A 20,193-nucleotide genomic window follows, 5' to 3' on the forward strand; every position below is an offset into this window, starting at 1 on the left:
TGGCAAGAAATTATACTTTTTTGGTGTTAAATCGTCTAATTTTTTCATTTTTTTGGGTGCGGTCGATTTGGGAATTATGTACACTTGGTTTTATTAGTTTTAGGGAGTGATAATGAAAAATTTAGGCTTAATTGCAACTTTAATGCTTGCTTCAGTTCCAGTTTCAGCAAGTGACTCACTAGATATATGCTTAGTTACGGGGCACCCAGTATCAGATATAAAATATGAAAAGATCCAAAGAATTAAAATAGGTAAAAATTCTTATGGCAGTGTAACTGATGTTTTGCAGGTATTTGCTGATAAGGCTGATGCCTTAGGAGCTAATGCAGTAGTAAATTATGTCGGCTCTCAGCGTTTCGGATTTTGGCCTTGGCGTTTTGTTCGCCCAGTGGTAAGAGGTGAAGCGGTCAAGCTTTATTTTAGTAATGGTCAAACTTGCAGAGATATTGGTGGCGCAACGGTTAGAGAGGTTATTAAAACCAATAAAGAGCCTCATCACATTTAACTATACAATTGTTGTAATCTAAGTTTCGGTTTTGGCTATCTTCTACTGTATCTTAGCGCAAAAGGTGTCAGTAGACTCAGACAATTGAGTTGTGTGCTGGGTTTAATTCACTTCAGGACAATAGTTCTGAGTAGGAGTAGCCATATAGACGATGGGTTGAATCAGCAAAAAAAATAGCAGTGGCTCTTTGTTTATAGGGGGCAATGGTGTCCAGAGAAAATTGAATGTGCGGTAAGTATTTACATTGCCTACTTGAATCGCTAGATGGGAAGATTTCCCTTGGGGAGTGACTTGAGTTTTGCTGGACTGCTCAAGCCACTCACTTTGTTCACACGGTTAGTCTTGATGCAGATACGTATTCGATAAAGATATGACCGTTAACCCTTTCTATAGGGTCATAACCGTTGCACCAATACGAATATCCAATGTGAGGACGGTCGGGCCCATTACCTGCGGCACCTGGAGGGATGTCATCCATATCTATAATAAGAGACCAGGTGCGCTCCTGAGTACCATGCCCCACCGTTCGTGAGCATTTCCACTCAACTGGGGCATATCGACTAGTATCGCCTGAAGCCGTCATAGTTACCTCAAAGTCATCCATTGTTAGGTTTAAGCCAGTTGCATCGTTAATTCGCGCTAATGCACGTGCTCTAGCTTTGTCCTCTTTGCCTCTTGCGGCAAACCCAGTGCTTGGTGGATTGTCTTGTAAGTCTTCGTCATGTTCTGTGAGTTGATAAGGTGGAACTTTTGTAGAACCTCTTAAAGCAACCATTCGGAAACTCCTTGATTAAATAATTATTTTAAATGGCAGCCAGAATGCATTTTAGGCTACCTCGAGAGGGTGCGATATTTGCCCTCAAGACGAATTTAATAACTTATTAGGGGGCTTCTCTATCATGCGATACTTCACGGTGTTTTCCTGCTTTTTACCTGAATAAGAGGGTAAAAGCTCTTAAATGTAAATTAATATTGTAGCTCCACTAATAAATACTTCTTTATTTACCCTTTACTTCAGCAGAGCAGCAAAGCTGTCATACAGTCTCCTTACTCCATCGATGACATTCGTAATTGTACGATCGGGAGGGGAAAGATTGTTGCGAATTTAAACCGTCCAGGATGACTTTCTATGAAAGAAGGAATGGGGCATATCGAGATTACTCCCACCAGCGTAATTGCTCAGAATAAGGGAAGTTATATAGGAGATTGATCGAATCAACAAAATATTCGTCCAGGAGGCGCTTCCACTTGTGGTAATACACTAAGGGATGATCAAAGGCTCGCATACTGCCTGCCTTGATCTGAGAGCAGCATAGCACCACTGGGTATTTCCCAGGCCATTACCAAGGCCTTTGTCGTTAATGTGGCATCTGCTTGCTTTAAGAGGGACCATTTGACGATGCATGTGAGTATGCAAATCTATGCTGGTTGCTAGGCAACACCAGTCTTAACCAAGCCCAGATATAGGTAATATCAACGCGCTAAATTTTGATTGGGCTTCTCTGCATTAAACTGGCGATCAAGTTCATTTGGCGTGACTAAGTGCGCAATTATTTCCCTTCTGTATTGATGAGAGTTAGGAACACTTGCATACTAAATCGGTCTCACACACTTGCCTTCTAACTTTGAATCTCATGATTGATATCCCTGCCGATAAGGTAAATTGACGATTTTGTGGCTTTCTCCTGAGCTATGGCTGCGTTAGAAGGGCTCCGTGACTTGGGAGCGGTGCTACATTCTAGGTAGTTCAGAGGAGTTTTTCTTTCTGCTATATTCGAAACGGTATGTCCGACATGCTTCAATCACTTTGCAGGCCAGCTCCAAGCTAATCAGTCTCTCAGCGTGTGCGATTCTTCTCGTTGAGTACCAAGAGGGCGAGCTCCTTTTTAAACCTTTTTCTCTCTTACTGGGCTGTCAGTATGGCTTTAAGCTCTTAAATTTCTATTGCTCAGTTGTTAGCGCTTTATTTGCGGGTATGTCTCCATACGTTCTGTCTCATATCAAAATGTTGATAGTTTAGTGGCGCTATAATCTATTTCTGGCGGATTTCTTAGGTGTCATGTTTAATTTGATGTCTCAATTTTGGCGAATATTTTTGCTTGAAATAGTATGGCGGCATTAGAAAATAGAAACCTGTGAGCTGGTACCTATTGTTGGGAGAAGTTGTAGTTGTACTAATTTAACAAGGAGGGTTAAGGTGGGGCTGGTTTGGAAAAATTATAACGTCTATGGCAATGATGTGAGTTAGCATGTAAGGCTTGCTGGAAAATATTTAATTGTTGTTTAACTAATTCTGCTGAATTGGTTGTAAATAAAAGTCTAGTTGAATCTTGACAATTGCCTTGAAGAGCAGCGGTTTTGTTTGGTTTTCGTGCGATGAAGATATTTTGACTATTTATTGAAAAGCTTCTCCTTTAACATGAAATGGGTTTGAAAGATGAAAATATTTATGCGTGCATTGGCTTTCTATGTTTTTTGTGTTGGATATTGTAATCAGGCATTTTCTATTGAGATTCTCGCACATAGGGGGGCATCTGGTGAATATCCTCAAAGTACAAGGCTAGCGTTTGATAAAGCATTGGAGCAAGGTGCCGATATATTAGAGTTAGATGTTCATCTGTCGAAAGACTATTTTGTCATCATTAATCATGATTCAGACCTAAAGGATAATGTTGGGATATCTGAAAAAATTGCGGATTTGACGCTGGGTGAAATTAAAACCCTTGATGCTGGTCACGAATTCACATTAGATAATGGCAATAGCTACCCTTTTAGGGGGCAAGGACTCACTCTGTTAACTCTCAATGAATTGTTTGAGCGTTACCCAGATGGCTATTTTAATATAGAGATTAAGCCCAATGATAAGACTCTTTCTGAGACTCTTTGGCAAGTCATTGCAGATTACCGTATGGAGCAGCAAGTTACTGTTGCTAGCCAGCATAGTAAAGCCATGAAGCACTTCCGTGAACTTAGCGGGGGTCAGGTTAGAACCAGCGCAACTATAGGTGAGCTTATCGAAGCAAGTCTTGCTTGGAGTACGGGTTTTGGCTGGGCTTTTCAGCCCAAGTTTGATGTTGCACAATTGCCATATAGTATTACGACCAAGCCCTATGTGCGCTTTTTTCAGAGAAAAGGAGTGGCTGTGGACCTTTGGACAGTGAACAATGAAGACCATATTGAGCGCAGTATATCATTGGGTGTAGATGGGATTATTGGTGATTATCCAGGCCGAATTTATCGAGCGCTTGTTGATGCTGGTGAGCGTTAACTGATCACTTTATTTTTAAAGGCTATGGAATATTGAAATGTAATAAATTTTAAAGTGAATTGGGACCTTATTGTGTTTTGGGTGCTCTAGTGATACTAAGTTGCTTCCAAGGTGACTTCTTTGAGCCCCGATTCCTAATGAATTAAGTTCCTTCCTGTTTGAATAGTTTGGATCCATTTGCAAATACAGAGGTGCCGTATGAGTAGGTTGGAAATTGATGTATTTGGATTTTTTCTGGGTGCTTAGGAGGGGATTTCTGTGTGACAATGAATCTAGTAGTTGGCGTTTTGTGTTGATCGGCTATTTTTAGTAGTGTTTCGTTATGATAATAAGGGGAGGGGGTTAGATGTATAAAACAATTCTTTGCGCTATAGAGGCTTCCAAAGAAGGGCGCTTTGTGCTTTCTAGGGCTGTAGAGCTTTCAAGGCAGCATGAAAGTAAGTTGATCGTATTAAATGTGCTTCCCTACAGTTTTTTGCCTAAGGATTATCAGCGAGAGCTTAAAGAGGATGCTATTCCGAAGTTTGAGGAGATAGTTTCAGATTTCGGTATCTCTAAGAAAAATAGACTCCTGAAAGTAGGCAAGCCCTATGAGGTAATTTGCAAGGAAGCTGAAAAAAGAAGTGTAGATTTAATCGTGCTCGGGACTCACTCTAAGAAAGGTATAAGCTCTCTAATAGGCTCTACGGCAAATAGTATCGTAAATTATGCTCATTGTGATGTGACTTTGGTGCGGATTTAATTGATGCTGAACTTATTTTTTGCTGTTAGTTGAGTTATTCGATACCAAGCCTAGCCGGTGCTGTTATCTAAGTAATCGTTATGTGAGTAAATCTGAGCCGAGTAACTATTGATTATAGTTACTCGGCTCAGGCTGTACAATTTAAAGCGGAAATTTTAGGCCTACCACAAATCTACTCTGCTACGAGACGGAATGAGGCGGCAGTCCAGAACTTGAGCTCTCAGCTTCCTCTGCTTCCTTGAATTCATCCTCTTGCTCTGCAGAGATAGGTGCATTGCGTAGAACTAGGAAGCCGGCAACTCCGGCGATTACAGAAGCTAGTAGAATACCGGCTTTCGCCTGCACCAGAAGTTCGTACTGGGAGCTAAATGCCAGCTCGGCTATAAAGATAGACATAGTAAAGCCAATGCCGGCGAGTAATGCCACACCTACGATATGCTGAAAGTTCGCAGCCTTGGGTAGCTTGCCCCAGCCAAGTTTCCAGCCAATCCAAGTTGCGCCTACAATGCCAATTAGCTTGCCAACAACCAAGCCGCTAATGACACCAAGTGTTACTGGGTTGAGTACCGCTGCTGAACTACTAAAGCTATCGAAAGGGATGCCCGCATTAGCCAGTGCGAAAATTGGAATTACTATAAAGCCCACCGGGATATGTAAGCGGGTTTCCATGCGCTGTAGGGGGGACTGAGCTAGATTTACACCGTTACCCAAGGCCATTACACGTGCATGGAGGGCATCGTTTGCAATGATCTTATCACCGGGGCGAAAGTATCGATCGAAGCTGCGGATAATATCTTTAACAAAGGTGCTGAACGCTACGGGATCATACTTTGGCTTGGCAGGTAGTGCCATTGCCGTAATTACGCCTGCTAGAGTGGCATGAACGCCTGCCTTGTAAAGTCCGTACCAGAGCAAAATACCGGTAAAGACGTAGGCAGAGGAGCGGCGAACCCCGGCGGCATTGAGTAAGCCCATGATTGCAACTAGAAATCCGGAGGCCATTAAAGCGGTAGTGTTCACTTGCTCTGTATACCAAATAGCAATTACAAGAATTGCTCCTAGGTCATCTACGATGGCTAGGGCTACCAGAAAAGTTACCACAGCTCTGGGTACTCTGTTTCCTAGTAATGCAATACAGCCCACGGCAAAAGCGATATCAGTAGCCATAGGGATGCCCCAACCGCGTTCTGCGATGTCGCCACTGTTTAGGGAGCTATAAATCAAGGCTGGAACTACCATGCCGCCAACCGCTGCCATTACGGGCAGGACTGCTTGGCGTAGATCTGAAAGTTCTCCAACTAAAAATTCACGTTTAAGTTCTAACCCTACCAGGAAAAAGAAGATGGCCATTAGGCCATCATTAATCCAATGATGTAGTGATAAAGAAAGCACCCAGTCACCAGTGCCAATGCTGACTGGCATGTGCAGCAGGTGCTTGTAAGCATCCTGTAGGGGGGAGTTGGCAACAATCAGTGCAACCATTGCAGAGAACATCAGTAAGATACCACTGCTGCTTTGGCGATGGATAAATTCTTCAAAAGGTGTAACCAGGCGGCCAAAGGCCTCCTCAAGCGGTGCCTCAAAGACTTTTCCTTTACGAATTTTGAATCTATCCAGAACACTTTTTGCCATCGGCTAATTGCCTCCTTTTATAAAGCTAAGCCCCACTAAATGCAGGGCTATTTCATGCCTATTCAAAGCAGAGGTTATCATGGTCATAGTGTCATTTTCTATATTTGGCGTGTTTTATTGAGGGGGGTGTAACTGGGTTTAGCTTTGAAAATAGGGGGAGAGATAGGCATATCTTGTTTACGAGTAGGCACTAAGTAAGCACAAATTTATATGTATGATATTGCTTACATATATAATTGGAGGGTGAAGCATGGCACATACTAAAAGATAATCTCCCTTTTGAATATCAGCTAATTATTAAAGGGTTTATCCCACCTTATAACTTTTTAGGGTTACTGGTTTGCTAACCCTCTGATAGGTTGTGCCATAGTCCTTATGTGGCACTTCTATATGCGGAATGCGGATTATATTTAAAGGTATAGTTGTATGTGCTTGCATAATGTCATTAGATGAAACAAAGATATAATCATAACGTAATATTCAATTGCTTATATGTGTTATAACTGCAATATAGAACGCAGTGAGATAATGCTGCGTGATATGCTTTAATTGCTAATGGTTAATACTGATTGTTGTTTAATGAAGCTTATTTGAAAGTGCACAGTATTGAGGCATTGAATTTATGGTGCTCTCAATAGAATTATGATCATTATCAAATTTAGGTTAAATCTATTTGCTGGCCCACAACAGTCAATGGAAAAATAGTCCCTACTTCTCGACCAGGGAAAAAGGCGCTTTTCCTTAGGATTTATCACCTAAAATTTTTCTCTTTTAGGTGACTATGTTCTTTCTTGATGTCGAAATTTAGAATTAAGCGGCCAGAGGTACTTATGCACATCCACCACTATATGTGGTTGAATATGCTATAAGCAAAGCCTTTACGCTAATGCTTCAAATGCCTGATAATTGGCCGCCTAGCCTCTGGGGGAGTGGTTTCCTGCGAACCTCTCACTGCAGAGGGAATAGGAATTGAATCAAAATCTTGGAGTGATCGGTGACGACAACAGTTGAACGCAAGGCGACCAATGTACATTGGCATGATGGCGATGTAACTCGTGACAATAGGGCCAGTATTCTTGGTCACAAAGGCGTGACCCTTTGGTTCACCGGCCTGTCGGGTTCCGGCAAGAGCACGGTAGCAGTAGCAGTTGAGAAGGCTTTGGCTGCGCGTGGTGTCCTGAGCTATCGCTTGGATGGTGACAATATACGTCTGGGTATCAACTCCAATCTAGGCTTTTCTGCTGAAGATCGCCAAGAAAATATCCGTCGTGTAGGTGAGATTTCTAAACTGTTTTCGGACACTGGGGTTGTGGTTCTCAGTAGCTTTATTAGTCCATATCGAGAAGATCGCGATATGGTTAGAAAGATGCATGAGGATGGCAATCTGCCTTATTTGGAGGTGTTTGTAGACTGTCCACTTGAGGAAGCTGAATCTCGTGACCCTAAAGGCCTTTATAAAAAGGCTCGTGCGGGTGAAATTAAGGGTTTTACTGGAATTGATGACCCTTATGAAGCGCCTATTTCCCCTGAGTTGCGTCTCAATACGGCAGAAATGACCTTAGAGCAAGAGGTGGAAGTAATTATTTCTACCCTGCAAGAGAAAGGTCTTATTGCCAAGGATTAAGCTGACTTTTTTGAGGCATACTATAAGGGAAGCCTGATGGGCTTCCTTTTTGTCTTTGCCTGATTTGTTGGGCTACTTGGTTCGATATTTCTGATACATCCTTCCTATAAGTCCTCCCCGGCGCCAACTGTCGGTTGACCTCTTTATCCCTTCATATACTCAAGCTGTATCACTTGGTGAAGTTGACAGCTGTGGAGGCGTTTATGTCGACAAGGGGAGCTTGGTTTCTCTCTGTATTTTTCTTGGCGCTGCTCGGAGTGCTGGGGGTAGTCGCTTGGATCGCGTATGCGAAATTGCCAAAAGTACATGGTAAAGCAGATGCTCCAGTAATAGGGGTGCCGGCTGGAGCTCTTGATTATGCTTCTACACCGGCTTATGCGGGGCCTCACCCTAGAATGATGTCACGTCCGCCTGAGTATTTCCCATTCCCTATCTCAATTGGTGAGGTTGGACCAGTAGAAACGTTATTTACTGGCCCCTCAAAGTACCCCTTCTTTTGTGGTCGTAATGCGATCACCGATAAGCAGCCATTGGTTGATAACCAAGCTAAGGAGGGGGTCCCAGTTTTTGCTTTAGGTCCAGATGGGAAGAAAACCAAAGAGGTGATTGGTTATAGCCGAGACTGTAGCCATGCAACGGAGGTAACGTACTTCTATAGGAGCACAACGGATGGAAGCTTTTATTACCTACATGAAGCACGTAACGATATTGATAAGGTAACAGTAAATGGCCGCCAAGTAGATTTTATTGTCCGTGTCGAAACAGGCACGATTAACCGGCATCATTATGCTATTGCAGCTCTGCGAGGAGACGGCGAAACTGCCGAAAAACCAAATGCCAGCAATTGGAACCGGCGTTTGATCTATCAGTTCCGTGGGGGAGTAGGTATAGGTTGGCGCCAAGGTAATTTGAGCAAAGGAGATGTGACAACTCGGCGAATGGACCAGTTGGCTCGAGGATATGCCATCGTTTACTCGACGGCGAATCAAACCAGAAATCACTATAACTTATGGTTGGCAGAGGATACGGCACGGCGCCTAAAAAAACAGTTCCAAGCACTCTATGGTGAGCCCATGTATACGGTTGGTATCGGTGGCTCGGGAGGTGCTATTCAGCAGTACATCTTGGCGCAAAATGCACCGGGGCTACTGGATGCGGCGATACCACTTTACTCCTATCCAGATATGGTAACCCAGACTATCTATGCCTTTGACTGTGAGCCTTTAGAGTATTTCTTCGATGTCCTGGATGCTAACAACCCCCGCTGGCAGGATGTTGAGGAACGTCAACGGATACAGGGGTTGGCTGCGAACCCTGAAGCGGATAGCCGCTTTAAGCTGATTACTTTAGCCGCTGGTTTGTTTGATGGCCGTTATAGGGGACGACCTAGCGGTGCAACTGAATGTGTAGAAGGTTGGCGTGGTTTGGTGCCACTGGTAAATAACCCAAACTTTGTACACTTTTTTAAAAGTTTTTCCGGTGATTTGCCGGATAGAGTGCATTGGACACATTGGGAAAATCTTCGCCAGTTCTATGGTGCTGCTGAAAATGGCTATGCGAATACAACCTGGGATAATGAAGGGGTTCAGTATGGGTTGAAAGCGTTGGTTGATGGAGAGATAAGCATCGATAATTTCTTAAAAATCAATGCTGCAATAGGTGGGTGGAAAGCCCCGCAGAATCAGTCGCAAGAAAAGCTCTGGTTTCTCAATGGTGGGCTTTTTCCTGTGCGCCTTTCAGTATGGAGTGAGCAAAATTTAAACATGGGGACTCTGGCGAGCCCAGCTAAGCGTAGCCGCGCGGATATGGAGGCAATCAAGGGGATTTATAGGTCTGGTCATGTTTTCCTTGGGGATGTAGAAATTCCGATAATTGATATGCGCCACTATCTGGACGAAGAACCAGATATGCATCACAGCTCGGCTTCTTTTTCGACTCGAGAGCGTATCCGGAGGGCCCGTGGCCACGCTGACAATCAACTGATCTGGATGAGTCACAAAGACTACAACCCATTGGATGATGCACTTGATCTGGTCGACCGGTGGATGCAAAACATCATTAATGACCCTGCTAAAGGTGTAGTTGGTAATCGACCTGAGGATGCCAGTGACCAATGCTTTGATAGCGAAGGTAATGTACTAGCATCAGGATCTGATGTTTGGAATGGAGACTGGAACCGCCAGTCGAAAGGGAAATGTATGCGGGAATACCCTGCCCACAGCACCTCAAGGCAGGTAGCCGGAGCACCAGTGACTGATGACATCTTTAAGTGCGCGCTTCAGCCGGTGGAGAGGGCTCTTGCAAAAGGCGTCTATGGCTCTCATACGGAAGAGATATCAGGTCGTCTCGATGACTTACGCCGTATCTTTCCAACAGGGGTATGCAACTACAATGAACAGGATTTGGCCCGCCCAAGAGAGCAGTTGATTCCTAAAGAGGTCCCAGTGCGAATCGCGGGTCATTTAATTGACCCAGACTATCGACAGGGTAAGGTATTGCAGGAGGCAAGTGTTGGGGAAGAGGAGATGCAACCGGTGTCTGTACCACCGGAAAGCATGCCCGATGAATAATAGTGGGACTTGGCGCGAAAATTATTGACAGGAAATTTTATTCCAGTAATATGCGCCTCGCTCAGGGGGCAAGGCCCTGAAAGAAGATGAGCAGCGGGTGGTTAGCTCAGTTGGGAGAGCGACGGCCTTACAAGCCGTAGGTCACAGGTTCGACCCCTGTACCACCCACCAACTTCCTAAATGGAAGTTTACTACCGAGGACCGGTAGTTCAGTTGGTTAGAATGCCGGCCTGTCACGCCGGAGGTCGCGGGTTCGAGTCCCGTCCGGTCCGCCAGATACGATAAAAGGCCCGTACATATGTACGGGCCTTTTTTATTTGTGTGTGTGGCGAAGTGGCAATTAGTTCTGAGTATCTTTGGAGCTGCGCCTTGCTTGGCCCCTTAAGGCTATTTGAGGTGAGTGGCACAACTCTTTTTCCTTGTGCTCAAGCTTGCGGTAGTTGGCGGGAAGGAAGGAGTTTGCAGCAGGTATGTTACCCTCAGCATTCTGCGCTAGGGGGGCTCTTCATCTCGTCCATATGATCTCTGGCTAAGTGCCGAGCACTAACCTAATACGGAGGGCGTTAGACTCTATCGTATTGCTGGCTCTGGATGGGTTGGGATGCACACTTTGCTTGTGAACTTTTTTTGTGGGGGGGGATTGTGTCTTTATCGGTAAAGGGCTGCTTTTATGGAGTAAACCCTGTCAAACTGCCTCTTTTTAAAGGGGTTGGAGATACGTGACAGTTTCCTACCTGACAACTCTTGATCTGGACACTTTCACTGAGGCTGCCCACGCGATTCCTTACCAAAAGGTCCGAAGTAATCTTTTTCCGGGAGTTGAGGTTTGGATTCGTCGTGATGACCTGCTGGACCCACTTATTTCAGGTAATAAAGCGTATAAGCTCATTTTTAACTTGATTAAAGCAAGGGAGCTGGGTGTCGAGACGTTAATCACTTGTGGTGGAGCATGGTCAAATCACCTGCATGCCACTGCTGCTGCAGGGGCCCGCTTTGGCTTCCGTACGAATGGCATTATCCGCGGTGAGCTCCGGCCAGAACTAAGTGCCATGCTTCTGGATGCAGAGCGCTTGGGCATGGAATTCAAATTTGTGACCCGGGAACTGTATAGGCAGCGCAACCAGCAGGAATTTCTCAATCATTTAGGAGTTGAGCAACATAATTGCCTCTATTTGCCCGAAGGTGGGGCAAACTTTGCTGGTGCAAGAGGGGTTTTCTTATTGGGAAAGATTATTGAAGCTACTAAGCCAATTAGGTTTGATCAACTTTGGGTGGCTTGCGGTACAGGCTTGACTCTAGGAGGGCTGAGAGCAGCTGTAAATAGCTTTCAGGTGTGCGGCGTTGAGGTATTGAAGGCGGGTGGGTCTATCCGCCGAGACGCACAGCGTTGGCTCTCGGCACTATCAACAAGCGAAGCTTGCAGGTGCGACCAGGCCGTCGCGAAGGATGTTGATCTAATGAACGAGTACCATTGTGGCGGTTATGGTAAATACCCCAGCCAATTGCAGGCATTTCAGCAGGCTTTCGAGTGTCAATCCGGTATTCCTCTAGATCCTATTTATACCGCCAAACTGTTGTATGCGATTCACCTGAAAGCTAATGCTGGCCATTTCGAATGCGGTACTAAGATCTTAGCACTCCATTCAGGTGGACTACAGGGGCGGCGTGGATTACAGCTTGACGGCTAGGTTCAAAACAACTTTTTTTGGTTGGCGGCTTTCATTGACCTAGCGTCCTTGTTCGACTCCAACTCCAAGCTAAGGCATAATCTCCTGTCACATTTTTGGGAAGCTTCTTCTGTCGACGTGTAAAGTGAGATTATGCGATTGACAGGCAAAGCAACAATCGCAAGGCCCAGGTTCGGGCACCTGAGAGGGAGCGGTGTCGGAATTTCAAAATATCGGCCTGATCGGCCGCACTGAAAGTGATAGTGCTGTACTCTCACTCAAGCGCCTTATGGTATTTCTTGAGCGTGAAGGCTACGCCGTTGTTTTGGAGAAGGAGACTGCTACGGCAGTGTCCGCCCACAACGCACGCGTTTCTTCAAGAGAGAAGCTAGGCGAACTCTGTGACTTGGTCATCGTCGTCGGTGGTGATGGCAGCTTACTTGCAGCTGCTCGTGCTTTAGCGAAATTCAGTGTGCCGCTGCTGGGTATTAATCGTGGCCGCCTAGGCTTCCTCACCGATATTACCCCTGGTGAGATTGAGAAAAAAGTAGGTGAGGTATTGGCCGGTAAATATATGGCCGAGAGCCGCTTTCTTCTTGACGTGTCAGTAACTAGGGATGGTAAGCCGATAGGAAAAGGTTCAGCGTTGAACGATGTTGTACTTCATCCCGGTGAATTTATTCGGATGATCGAATTTGATCTTTATATTGATGGGCAATTTGTTTATACCCAACGCTCTGATGGCTTAATAATTTCTACTCCGACAGGTTCCACTGCTTATGCGCTTTCAGGAGGCGGGCCGATTATGCATCCTAAATTGGATGCTATTGTTGTGGTGCCACTAAATCCACATACTCTCAGCAGCCGTCCAATTGTTGTTGAGGGGAGTAGTGAATTTAAAATCATTGTCGGCGAGCAAAATACTGCTAATCCATATGTGACTTGTGATGGGTACGATCAAGTAGTTACCGAGCCGGGTGACGTTATTCGTATACACAAGAAGCCTCATAGGTTAACTCTTATCCATCCGATCGATCACAATTTTTATGAGACTTGCCGGTCGAAACTTGGCTGGGCTGAATAACTTTCTAGATTACACTATAAAGCTGAAAAAAATATGTTAGAGGGTGGCGAGGCTGGGGGGCTATCGATCGGTCGTAGCATATCTCAAGGAGTTAAATGCCTTGGGGTTAATTAGAGGCTTTTCCTAGCTGTAAATTGAGGGCGCCTGAATAAGGGGTTTAACATTGATTCAAAGATAGATATTGATATCGAATTCAGGCTCATAAAACTACGGCCTCTCTCATAACAAGAAAAACGTTCGGCTAAGATCTTACTGAGGGCTCTTATTAGTTCGCCCATCTGCCAGCAAAAAAGCTCGTACTCTACAGGGAATTCTCAGATGTAGATCGACTTGTCAGAGTTGGCTTGAGTAAAATTTGACAGTGTACCGCCTGGATGACGGCAACTGTCAAATTAAATCGAAGCAACTAACGATTAGTATCCGGAAATTATATTTTTTGTGTCAGTTATTAATGTGGATGGCTGTGAAAATAGTTTCTTGATGTTTCTTCTTGTAAACCCTGGGGCGGCGATTCGTTTTTTAAATCGAGTGAAGACTCCCCTGAATTGAGGGTTATTAAATTGAGCTTTCTTTTGTCCAGGATGGCGAGATTCAAAGTAGAGGGTAAAGTCCCTGAAAACTCCACTGTTTCTCTTTATGATGCTGTAATTGCGATTCAGGGTCAGCTGTCTATTTGGTAATCTTATCTCTTTAAATGCGATTTCTGTTGTTGCGGAATGGTTGTGGCCGTTTTCTAATTTGGTAATTTTTACGGATGCCTCTCCAAATGAATACATTTTTTTTAAGAGGAAATAAATAAATCTTTTTATTTTTTCTGGGTCAGGATACCTAGAATCGTCATTGAGGATTTTTTCGATTTCGCTGGCATTGGCCGACTGAAAGGTTAGACCTCGATGGCCATAAAATGCGTCCCCGGCCACTACAACCTTCTTATTCCACATTAATGATTGTACTCCTACGCCAGAGTTGATTACGAGCACGGCATCGCTAATGTTGATTAGATCCTTGAAGTGCATGTCACTCTGGGCCCAGGTGATTCGTGAGAGTTCTGGGTAGTGGTCTTCAAGAGGGTGTTTTTTTCCGACAATTACCCAGTCATTATCGAGCGTGTCGGCTAGCTCTTCCACTAGCTCTAAGAAACCTGAGTAGCTCTTTATGGGGCCACAAAAATATTTACAAACAGTGTCTACTGGGCGTTGAAATGGCACAAAAAGAATTTTCTTGCGGCTATGTATTCCCAGCTGCCGCTTAATTGATTCAGGGGACTGCCTTTGCCCTTGATGCTCGAGCGCCGTGTCTGATGCCACCTCTGTGGCGATATAGCTTTCTAGTTCTTCCCGCTCCGATGAGGGGACTGGCTTATCCCAAAATTCCGGATGGTAAGATTCGCTATCAAAATTAAATCCGTTTTCATCGAAAAAGTATGAGTTATTAAGTGCGCCACGGTCGGAGACGATGATCGGAAATTGTTCATTCTTAAGTTTTTGATATATTTTGAGGCGATTCTCGTTGCCATAAGGGTTTGGTAGTAAGACTCGGTCGATAGATTTCCTTATCAGCCAGGAGTGAAACTCATCTAAGTTATTGATATCTTTTTCTTCAATAAAGTGAAGCTCCCCAAAGTGCGGAATCGCGTCCCTTATGCTTTTATAAAAAAGGTTGTTGGGATTACCTAAAGCACAAGTTTTCCCTGCATTTAGGTCGGGCAAAGGAGTGGGGTGTGTTGCTTTTTGGTCGAACTCTTTCAGTTTTTTAGTAAGTAAATTGGCGTTTCTTTTGGTTGATTTTACATAGTTAGAGTCAGAATCATTGGGGTGCCACAAATGAATAAGATAGAGCCCACGGCTTAGCTGCAGTCTTCCGTGCATTGAGAAAAGTGCCCTGAACCCTTCATATCTTCCTGTAAACCATTTTTTAGTGTCTCTATAATAATCGCGAGGACGCTCGAAGATGGGGTAGTTATAACAAAGTCTGTTCATGAGCTCGAAATCTTCAAAGCCGTGCCCGTGAAAATCGAAGTCGACCCCGCCAACTGATAAAAAGTATGTCCGCTCTATGAGAAGACACGACGATGCGAGAGCTGGGTTTTGGATTTTGCCATCGTGACCAAGATAATAGTCCTCAAGCACAGAGTTTATGTTTTCATCCATGCTCCAATCATATGATTCGGTAGAGTCTTGTGTGATATAGAAGCATGGGTAGCAGTTGAATTTATTGGTTTGCCAATTGGTACTTACATCCTTAACAAGAGAGAGGTAAAACTGATCGGTCGCAATAAGGTCAATGTCATGAAAGAAAATATGGTCTTCTAATGCATGAGAAGCCCCTATGTTTCTCGCCTTGCCAATTGAAAAAATTTCTCTGTCTGTTCTTACTTTTATATAGTTTGCTGTATGCTGCTTGCATATATCTCTAAGTTGAAGAGATATATTTTCTGGGCTACCTGAGTCAACAAGGTAAGTCGAAATATCCGCAGTCCTATTAATCTTAGTAAGGATGTTCGCAATCCTGAGGAGGTCGTTTGGTCGAGCCTCGGAGTGGCGAAAAGTGAAGATGACGGCTACTTTTTTCTTGGCAGGTGAATATCTGTGGATTTCTATTTCATTAAAGTACATAATTAGTCGATGACTCTTTACAGATTAAGTCTTTGCGGGAATAATATATCCTATCTTCTTAGTGTTCAAGTGGGGCACTAGGATTGCTGTCTTTTCTATCAAATGATACAGCTCTACTTAAAAAGTGTTGCTTTTATCAAGTATTGTTGACTATCAAGTATCGTTGAGCGCTCTAACAGTCAGTCTAAAACTGAGCGATTCTCTATTGCCAGGGGGATTTTGGGGATTTTGGGGATTTGATTTATCCTAAGTAAACCTTTGCATGCCTGAGGGTAGCAGTATCGGAATAGGGTTGCCTTGCAATGAGCAATTTCTCAAGCGCTGATACTGAATATCGTGCACAGGACGGTTTCAAAGTTTGATAGCCTCTTTATATGGGGGCCCTATAGGGTCTTATTGGTCGACGCGTGTGCTTTACCGCGCCCAGGTTACAAGCGCAAGCTCCATGCCTCCCCTTCAGGGATTTCAACGGTTAATGCTCGTCTTGCCCCGATCCCGATAAAGCAGGCATATTACTTTTCAGGTCCCTATTTTTTCATATACCATTGGCGACTGGTAGTCTAGTGCGGAATGCGGCTATTTTGATTGTAGAAATAATCAATGCATCGAACTAGGGCATACCCCAGGTGGCTCGCTGCCTCGAAGAAGTTTCTCTGATCAATTCTGCTTTTAAGCTATGTAAGAACGCCTCTGTATGAGCATTGTCCGTATATTTACCCGCTCAACTCAAACTATACTGGATGCTATATTTTCTCAGCTCTTTTTGATGCTGGGATTCTCAGTGCCTTACGCTTCTATCTGTGAGTAATATCAAGCCGGTTGTGATTCTCTTTTCTTGTAACATTTATCGGGGTTTTTCAGCTAAATTTTTTGCTCTTTTCGTGTCTACATCTCAACTGATTATTCGGCGAGAGTACGAATCTATTGCCGCTGGTAAGTATTGCTAACGCCTCTTAACCTTTAGGTGAGTTACGCCAGCAATTCAAACTTGATTCTTATTTTTAGGTACAGCTCCATCCGATTTAAAGTTTTCCTTAGGGGGCCAGGAAAAGCTTTATCCCGGTGCTCTACCTATCACACTAGCTACATCCCTGACTCCTGCATCAGTCGGGCTGCGCACTTACGGTCAACTTTATAATTCATGGTTAGTAGAGTTTTTCAGATTCTTGGGTTGTTATGTCACCCTACAGGGTCATCCGAAATCTTTTGAATCGGAACTTTGAGGTCATCATCTTGGTATCTTCGGTTTGGTTGCGGCCTCTTCAGTCAATCATAATAGTGATTGGCAAATTTCTTGAAGCCTGGTTCTGATCTGAACCCCTGGATGAATTAATAGAGCCGATATCTTGCTAGCATTCCTTCGGAAGAAATCGCTGCCATTTATTTGGCAAATCAAATTCCTAATTCAATTTCCGATTCTACGCCTCTAAGCGCTTTACCCTTTAATTCTAGAGGCTACTCCAGAGAGCTTCTCTTGTGTACCTGCCGCGATCCTCCTTTCCCCTTTTAGGTACTCTTTTCACTATCGTGACAGTATGAAAGAGCGAGTGTCGAGAGCTTGGATGATTTCCTTGGTTGGAAAGCCCTCTATCCTGCTAAGTATTACTACCTTTGTTTTGAGTTCGATTGAGTACTACCAAGCCTTTCTGGCTTTGTTTTACTATGGCATAAGGCGCCTAGCCCGTTTGGCTTTGGAGCCGGTTAAAACGGGGGGAGATCAGTATTTCTTCGCTTTAACTTGCTGTATAAGTTGTTATGCAAGTTTATCGTTGACAATCAATTTTGCGTCTATGTTTGAAGGGAGGGGGTCACCTTTTGAGTAAAATCTTTTCTAGTTTGCTTTTGAGCAAAATCTTAAAGATGGAAAAAGCAATGCCGAATGGTGAGTAACTTGAATATCTGTGATTTATTTTGAGCGATACTAAGCTGCTAAAGTAAGAGTTTTTAGATGTGGAAAGTTTATTTTGCTTGCCGAGGAGGAGGTTTAAGAGCTCTTCCTGTTTGTCAATAGAGTATTTATGATTGATGGGCACTATTTCCTGAAGGTTTATTTTGTAAATGGCCTTGCTGCCCGAAAAAACCCCATCACCTATCGCGTAAATAGGCTTTTCGTATATCAGCGACTCTAGTAATACTGTGCTATTGATTCCCAGGACACAATTAGATTTCGCTATCAATTGGTGTAGTGGTGTTTTGTTGTCGAGTTTTATTCGACTGTTTCCAGGGAGGAGGTTTTTAGTGGATTTGCGATCGAGAGGATGTTGGCGTGCAATGATATTTCTGCTGGGGTCTATTCGCGATTCTGCCCACTCAAGAAATTCTTTCATGGTGGAAAATGGGGAAAATTTTGTTATGTTTGTGTCTGTTTCTAGCTGAAGGGGGATAAACACATATCCATTATCAGATATGCTATTACCTTCAAATTTATTTCTGTATGACAGTTTCCACTGTATTATGTTTTGCCGTTCTTTCGGGCTAATAGTTCTTGGTTTTGTAATAGAGATTGAGCTTTGAGCATTTACTCCGAGGGGATCTTCATAGTAAGTACCTGACTGTGGAAGCCAGCCAGCTTCCAAGAAAGAAAATTTCTGATTTGGATTTATATTGCGTGCAAGATCGATAAAATCCTGTTGATAATGGGGTAGCCCACTCCAGATTATTATCTTTTCTGGTTTAAAGCTCTCTATTACTTTCTGGAAGCAATTAGCTCGATAGCGCCTTATATCATTTAAGGTCTTTTGGGGGCTTGCTTCGAATCGCTTCGCTAGTGCTTTGTTTCTAGGTAGAGGAATAAAGTCGAATTCGCTTGTTGCAATCTTTGCTTTTATTATGTTTGTACAGTTAACGCTGTGCGGTTGCTTGATGTGGTTCCTGAAAAGAAGTTGTACCTCTTCTTCAACCAATAGCAAAATATTATTTCCGAGTTTGGATTCTTTACGTGCGATTGCTAAGATTATATCTGCGCGCTGAATATCTGGCATTGGCTCATATATAAGGATACGCATTACGTCTGTGATTCCTCATAAGATGCTACTACATCTTTACTATCGCCGTATTGGGCCACAACACCATTTTCAATCCATATGGCTTTGTTACAAAGCCGCTTAACAGTTTCTGCAGAATGAGAAACCAAAACCACAGTGTCTCCTGAGGTAATTTTTTCCCTCATTACTGCTTCTGACTTTCTTCTAAACCTAGAATCACCGACTGCTAAAATCTCATCAATCAGTAAGATATCAGATTTCAAATGAATAGCGACAGCCATTCCAAGCCGTTGTTTCATACCTGTAGAGTAGTTTTTAACAGGTTGGTCAAAAAACTCTTTAAGCTCGGCGAATTCATTAATTTCATCTAGTTTACTGACGATGAAATGCTTTTTCAGGCCCATCATCATGCCGCTGATAACTGCGTTTTGGCGGCCGGAAAGGTTTTGGTCGTAGCCAACAGTCAGTGAGAGCAGCGCAGTTCTGTGACCATGGTTGATCACTTTACCACCATCTGGTTTTATAATGCCGTTTAACAGGCGAAGTAAGGTGCTTTTCCCTGCGCCATTACGGCCGAGAACCCCAAGTGAGTCGCCCTCATATAGTTCGAAGCTAATATCTTTCAATGGGCTGTAAACATTGGTTGTACGGGTAAATGGAATTCCCGAGCGATAGGTCACCCGTACATTGTTTAAGCTAATGGCTGGCTTCTTACTTCCACTCATCGTTGCATCAGTGCTCTTGCGAATACGGGATTTAGCTTTCTCATTATCAACCTAGCTAGGGCATAAAGTGATATAGCTGCGCAGGTGTAAATTGCGAAACTAGTTACGTTAGGCATTTGGTTATACATCAATATGTCTCGGTAGCTCTCAATGATCCAGACCATTGGATTGTAAGCGAGAATAGCTTGAATGTTTTCTGGTAATGAGCTGACGCTATAGAGGATACCTGAGCCATACATGCCAAGTCGTAGTAAATGGGGAATCAAGTTAGAGAGGTCTGGTACAAATGGAATGAGCGCGCTGGCGATCAGGCCACAGGCATAATTCAGCAGGAATTGTATTGCCAAAATTAGTGGTAGGTAAATGTAGCTCCATGTGGGTGGATACCCCATTGCCCACAAGCCGATTAGCAGTAATGTGAATACAATACTGAACTTGAAGGTGTCCATGACGATATTAATCGATGGGAGTACAACTTTGGGAAAGTTGACTTGGCTGATCAGTGCATGATTTTGAGTGATTGCAGCTGAGCAGTGGCTGACACACTGGGCAAACCATTGCCAAACTACCAATCCCACAAGAAGGAAGGGGATAAAATCATCTGTTCCCCTTTGAAATACAACAGCAAATATAAAGTAATAGATCGCCATCGAAAAAATTGGCTCTATTATCCACCAGAGGAAACTCAAGTAGGTTTTTGAGGCCTCAGATCGTAAATTACAGAGCGCTTTGTAAAAGACGATGTCTCTATGATGTTTTTGTAAAAAGATCACGGGG

General features: G+C 43.8%; 13 protein-coding genes and 2 tRNA genes. 9 read left to right on the forward strand and 6 right to left on the reverse strand.

Annotated features, from left to right (window positions below; translation table 11 throughout):
* Nucleotides 1-112: 112 nt before the first annotated feature.
* A complete protein-coding gene (locus ACJJI0_RS02735; RefSeq protein WP_444884570.1) occupies nt 113-505 on the forward strand; it encodes a hypothetical protein in 393 nt (130 codons plus the stop codon).
* A gap of 328 nt (nt 506-833) precedes the next feature.
* Here the strand turns inward: ACJJI0_RS02735 and ACJJI0_RS02740 are convergent, their stop codons facing one another.
* Nucleotides 834-1,280 carry a hypothetical protein gene (locus ACJJI0_RS02740; protein ID WP_444884571.1) on the reverse strand — a complete coding sequence of 149 codons (447 nt, stop codon included), beginning with the start codon at nt 1,278-1,280 and terminating at the stop codon, nt 834-836.
* A 1,662-nt stretch (nt 1,281-2,942) separates the two neighbouring features.
* Between ACJJI0_RS02740 and ACJJI0_RS02745 the strand changes: the two genes are divergently transcribed.
* Together ACJJI0_RS02745 and ACJJI0_RS02750 are read left to right on the forward strand one after the other, a co-directional pair.
* On the forward strand, nt 2,943-3,773 hold the full coding sequence (locus ACJJI0_RS02745) for a glycerophosphodiester phosphodiesterase family protein (RefSeq protein ID WP_444884572.1): 831 nt from the start codon (nt 2,943-2,945) through the stop codon (nt 3,771-3,773).
* 346 nt (nt 3,774-4,119) lie between these two features.
* On the forward strand, nt 4,120-4,515 hold the full coding sequence (locus ACJJI0_RS02750) for a universal stress protein (RefSeq protein WP_444884573.1): 396 nt from the start codon (nt 4,120-4,122) through the stop codon (nt 4,513-4,515).
* A gap of 180 nt (nt 4,516-4,695) precedes the next feature.
* On the opposite strand, the gene nhaA is transcribed toward ACJJI0_RS02750, so the two are convergent.
* The gene (gene nhaA / locus ACJJI0_RS02755) at nt 4,696-6,147 is read right to left on the reverse strand and encodes a Na+/H+ antiporter NhaA (RefSeq protein ID WP_444884574.1); all 1,452 of its coding nucleotides are present in this window, start codon (nt 6,145-6,147) and stop codon (nt 4,696-4,698) included.
* A 994-nt stretch (nt 6,148-7,141) separates the two neighbouring features.
* On the opposite strand from nhaA, the gene cysC reads away from it, so the two are divergent.
* The 6 genes from cysC (at nt 7,142) to ACJJI0_RS02785 (ending at nt 13,092) form a co-directional block, all read left to right on the forward strand.
* The gene (gene cysC, locus ACJJI0_RS02760) at nt 7,142-7,771 is read left to right on the forward strand and encodes an adenylyl-sulfate kinase (protein ID WP_444884575.1); all 630 of its coding nucleotides are present in this window, start codon (nt 7,142-7,144) and stop codon (nt 7,769-7,771) included.
* Nucleotides 7,772-7,974: 203 nt separating this feature from the next.
* A complete protein-coding gene (locus ACJJI0_RS02765) occupies nt 7,975-10,341 on the forward strand; it encodes a DUF6351 family protein (protein WP_444884576.1) in 2,367 nt (788 codons plus the stop codon).
* 95 nt (nt 10,342-10,436) lie between these two features.
* Nucleotides 10,437-10,512, forward strand: a tRNA-Val gene (locus ACJJI0_RS02770).
* 27 nt (nt 10,513-10,539) lie between these two features.
* Nucleotides 10,540-10,616, forward strand: a tRNA-Asp gene (locus ACJJI0_RS02775).
* A 444-nt stretch (nt 10,617-11,060) separates the two neighbouring features.
* The gene (locus ACJJI0_RS02780; RefSeq protein WP_444884577.1) at nt 11,061-12,029 is read left to right on the forward strand and encodes a 1-aminocyclopropane-1-carboxylate deaminase/D-cysteine desulfhydrase; all 969 of its coding nucleotides are present in this window, start codon (nt 11,061-11,063) and stop codon (nt 12,027-12,029) included.
* Between the two features lie 193 nt (nt 12,030-12,222).
* Nucleotides 12,223-13,092, forward strand: a complete 870-nt coding sequence (locus ACJJI0_RS02785; protein WP_444884578.1) for an NAD(+) kinase — start codon at nt 12,223-12,225, stop codon at nt 13,090-13,092.
* Nucleotides 13,093-13,505: 413 nt separating this feature from the next.
* Here ACJJI0_RS02785 and ACJJI0_RS02790 read toward each other — a convergent pair whose 3' ends face one another.
* The 4 genes from ACJJI0_RS02790 to ACJJI0_RS02805 form a co-directional block, all read right to left on the reverse strand.
* Nucleotides 13,506-15,707, reverse strand: a complete 2,202-nt coding sequence (locus tag ACJJI0_RS02790) for a capsular polysaccharide export protein, LipB/KpsS family (protein WP_444884579.1) — start codon at nt 15,705-15,707, stop codon at nt 13,506-13,508.
* A 1,808-nt stretch (nt 15,708-17,515) separates the two neighbouring features.
* On the reverse strand, nt 17,516-18,712 hold the full coding sequence (locus ACJJI0_RS02795; RefSeq protein WP_444884580.1) for a capsular polysaccharide export protein, LipB/KpsS family: 1,197 nt from the start codon (nt 18,710-18,712) through the stop codon (nt 17,516-17,518).
* Entirely contained in the window at nt 18,712-19,416 is a 705-nt protein-coding gene (locus ACJJI0_RS02800; protein WP_444884581.1) for an ABC transporter ATP-binding protein, read from the reverse strand. Before ACJJI0_RS02800 ends, ACJJI0_RS02795 begins: the two co-directional genes overlap by 1 nt.
* Nucleotides 19,413-20,189, reverse strand: coding sequence for an ABC transporter permease (locus tag ACJJI0_RS02805; RefSeq protein ID WP_444884582.1), 777 nt, complete (start codon nt 20,187-20,189; stop codon nt 19,413-19,415). The genes ACJJI0_RS02800 and ACJJI0_RS02805 overlap by 4 nt, the downstream gene beginning before the upstream one ends.
* Between the last annotated feature and the right edge of the window lie 4 nt (nt 20,190-20,193).

The organism is Microbulbifer mixtoriginis (SeqCode) (assembly GCF_052466695.1).

Coding starts and splice junctions, on each gene's coding strand:
- ACJJI0_RS02735 (WP_444884570.1), top strand. CDS start 113: ATGAAAAATTTAGGCTTAATTGCAACTTTAATGCTTGCTTCAGTTCCA.
- ACJJI0_RS02740 (WP_444884571.1), bottom strand. CDS start 1,280: ATGGTTGCTTTAAGAGGTTCTACAAAAGTTCCACCTTATCAACTCACA.
- ACJJI0_RS02745 (WP_444884572.1), top strand. CDS start 2,943: ATGAAAATATTTATGCGTGCATTGGCTTTCTATGTTTTTTGTGTTGGA.
- ACJJI0_RS02750 (WP_444884573.1), top strand. CDS start 4,120: ATGTATAAAACAATTCTTTGCGCTATAGAGGCTTCCAAAGAAGGGCGC.
- nhaA (WP_444884574.1), bottom strand. CDS start 6,147: ATGGCAAAAAGTGTTCTGGATAGATTCAAAATTCGTAAAGGAAAAGTC.
- ACJJI0_RS02765 (WP_444884576.1), top strand. CDS start 7,975: ATGTCGACAAGGGGAGCTTGGTTTCTCTCTGTATTTTTCTTGGCGCTG.
- ACJJI0_RS02790 (WP_444884579.1), bottom strand. CDS start 15,707: ATGTACTTTAATGAAATAGAAATCCACAGATATTCACCTGCCAAGAAA.
- ACJJI0_RS02795 (WP_444884580.1), bottom strand. CDS start 18,712: ATGCGTATCCTTATATATGAGCCAATGCCAGATATTCAGCGCGCAGAT.
- ACJJI0_RS02800 (WP_444884581.1), bottom strand. CDS start 19,416: ATGAGTGGAAGTAAGAAGCCAGCCATTAGCTTAAACAATGTACGGGTG.